This window comes from Streptomyces phyllanthi (assembly GCF_009377205.1).
In the GTDB taxonomy this organism is placed as follows: domain Bacteria; phylum Actinomycetota; class Actinomycetes; order Streptomycetales; family Streptomycetaceae; genus Streptomyces; species Streptomyces phyllanthi.
On the sequence record NZ_VJZE01000811.1, the window covers coordinates 1 to 2,235 of the forward strand.

Here is a 2,235-nt window from a genome sequence, read left to right on the forward strand (position 1 = left end):
GCCCTCCCACCCCAGGCTTCCGACCAGCGCCGAGGTGGTCGAGAACAAGTCCTCCTACGCCTCCCGGTACTCTCCGCCCGCGGACGCCGAGGTGGTCGAGCTGGAGGAAGGCCGCCGCGTGGCCATGTACTACGAGCAGGGCCGTGGGCTCGTCGAACAGCACTACAGCGCTCAGGCTGAGGCGTGGAGCAAGCCGCAGACGCTCTACAGGACCAGGACCGACCCCTGCGCGTCCCTCACGCTCAAGGACTTCGACGGCACCGTCGCGGTCATCGCGAACTTCGCCCTGTACTGCACGGACGGTGAGCCTCCGGCGGAGTCCATCGCCGCGGTGGGCGTCGGCAACCTGGAGAAGTGGTACGTCCACCTGACCAAGCACTTCGACGGCTGGCGCAAGGTCAAGGCCTCCAGCGACACCAGCGAGGTCACCTTCACTTTCCCCTACTCCAAGGGCCTCACCACCCCCGCGGGCACGAGGGTGCTTCGGTGGAGCAGGGCGGAGGGCTTCTCCGACCTGGAGGACATCCCCCGCTGAGGCACCTCCTCGTCCGGTCCTCATCCGGTCCTCGTCCGGTCCTCATCCGCTCCTCATCCGGTCCTCGTCCGGCCGGGGATGTCAGTGGTGGGTGCGATGATCGCCATCGTCGGTGTGAGCACGCTGTTTTCGTGACTCGGGGGGCTTGAATGGACAGGTGGCAGGAGCTGTCGGCGGCCGTGGAGGAACGGCTGGCGGCCGTGTCGTCCGGTGAGCGGGGCGTGTTCGCCGCGGGCGTCGCGGAACGGCTCATGAGCCGGCACGAGGCACTTCCCGACGATGATCAGGCGCCGTTCACGATGAGTCTGCGCCCCTTGCTGAACTCCGTGTGGGAGGGCGTTCTCGGGGATTCGACCGCCTTCGGCGCCGTCAAGCGCGGTGTGGCCGAGTACATGCTCAGCGAGTACTGCCACAACGACGGCCAGGACGGCCCCGACGACGCCGACGAGTCGGCCGCCGCGGCGACGCTGTACGCCGCGCACGCCTACCTGTTCGGTTGCGGAGACTTCGCCGTCTGGGTCAGCCGCCGGGCCGTGGAGGCCGTCGACCATCACCTCGAGTACCTCGCCGAGCAGGAAGAGGACGTGCCCGACCCGGACGAGGCCCTCACCGCCGAGCTCCAGCGGCAGCTGCGGGATCTCGACCTCATCGCGCACCACGCGAAGGATCTCCGCTACTCCGGCCTGGGGCTTTCCATCGATACGTCGATCCGTCTGCGCGTGGAGCTACGGACCCCTCTCACCAGTCCGGACCGGCCGCCCCGGATCGAGTCCAGGCCGCCGGAGGGAAGTGCGTGATGACGATCAGGTACGAGTGGCGGGGCGACTTCGACGACGCTTCCCTCAACGCGTTGCACGCCGAGGGCTTCGGCGGGCCGCCCGGCAGCGTCGGCTGGCACGCACGAGTACGGCGTCACAGCCTCGGCTGGGTCTGCGCGTGGGAGGGCGACTCCCTCGTCGGCTTCGTCAACGTCGCCTGGGACGGCGGGGCTCACGCCTTCCTCCTGGACACGGTGGTGGCCTCGCGCTGCCGAGGCGGGGGAATCGGCGCCGCGCTGATCGGAACCGCGGCACAAGGAGCCCGCGCCGCCAAGTGCCAGTGGCTCCACGTCGACTTCGAGGAGCGTCTGCGCCCCTTCTACTTCGATGCCTGCGGCTTCGAACCCACGACGGCGGGGCTGATCGCCCTGTAGCGCAGCACCAGAACCACGGCACCAGAACCACGGCGCCCGCCCCTGCTGCGAGAGGCGGGTGACGTGAGGGCTCGGTTCATGAAGCGTGCCAAGACGCTACGAGGGAGTGTCAGGCATCAGGGATGTCCGCCTTGGCGCGGAGCAGCGTGTCTCGGGTGATGACGACGATCCTCTGGGAGGAGGCACGTGAGGCATCGGCGGGGAGGCTGCCGTCGAGCAGTTCGGTCCTGTCTGCTCCTACGACGGCGAAGCTGCCGTCCGCGAGCTCGAAGATGTCGGGGCACGCCTGGCCTCCAACGCTTCCGCGCTCACGTGGGGACGCACCGATGCGGCGAACGATCTTCAAAGTGTTCGGTCCTTGCCATGGTTGAAGTGGTACGGAGCGAACAAGTTAGCGCCGGCACGGGCGAGTTGTGGTGAAGGGCTCATCTCTCGGAATCAAGCAGAAACTTCCAGCTCACACACTTCACCCGGAGGGATGCATATATGCAAGCCGAGGGGCAGAAGC

4 protein-coding genes are annotated in these 2,235 nt (G+C 67.9%); 3 read left to right on the forward strand and 1 reads right to left on the reverse strand.

The genetic code is table 11. The annotated features are described in order from the left end of the window. From FNH04_RS45115 to FNH04_RS45125, 3 genes are all read left to right on the forward strand, one after another. Positions 1-535, forward strand: a 535-nt coding sequence (locus FNH04_RS45115; RefSeq protein WP_228032040.1) for a hypothetical protein, incomplete at its 5' end; no start/stop codon positions are given. Positions 536-684: 149 nt separating this feature from the next. After that, positions 685-1,332 (forward strand): hypothetical protein, encoded by a 648-nt coding sequence (locus FNH04_RS45120; protein ID WP_152792018.1) that lies wholly within the window; start codon positions 685-687, stop codon positions 1,330-1,332. Continuing rightward, positions 1,332-1,727: a GNAT family N-acetyltransferase gene (locus tag FNH04_RS45125; RefSeq protein ID WP_152792019.1), complete on the forward strand. Its 396-nt coding sequence runs from the start codon at positions 1,332-1,334 to the stop codon at positions 1,725-1,727. The genes FNH04_RS45120 and FNH04_RS45125 overlap by 1 nt, the downstream gene beginning before the upstream one ends. A 109-nt stretch (positions 1,728-1,836) precedes the next feature. Here the strand turns inward: FNH04_RS45125 and FNH04_RS45130 are convergent, their stop codons facing one another. Next, complete coding sequence (locus FNH04_RS45130; protein WP_152792020.1) at positions 1,837-2,073, reverse strand: hypothetical protein; 237 nt, start codon at positions 2,071-2,073, stop codon at positions 1,837-1,839. Positions 2,074-2,235 lie beyond the last annotated feature (162 nt).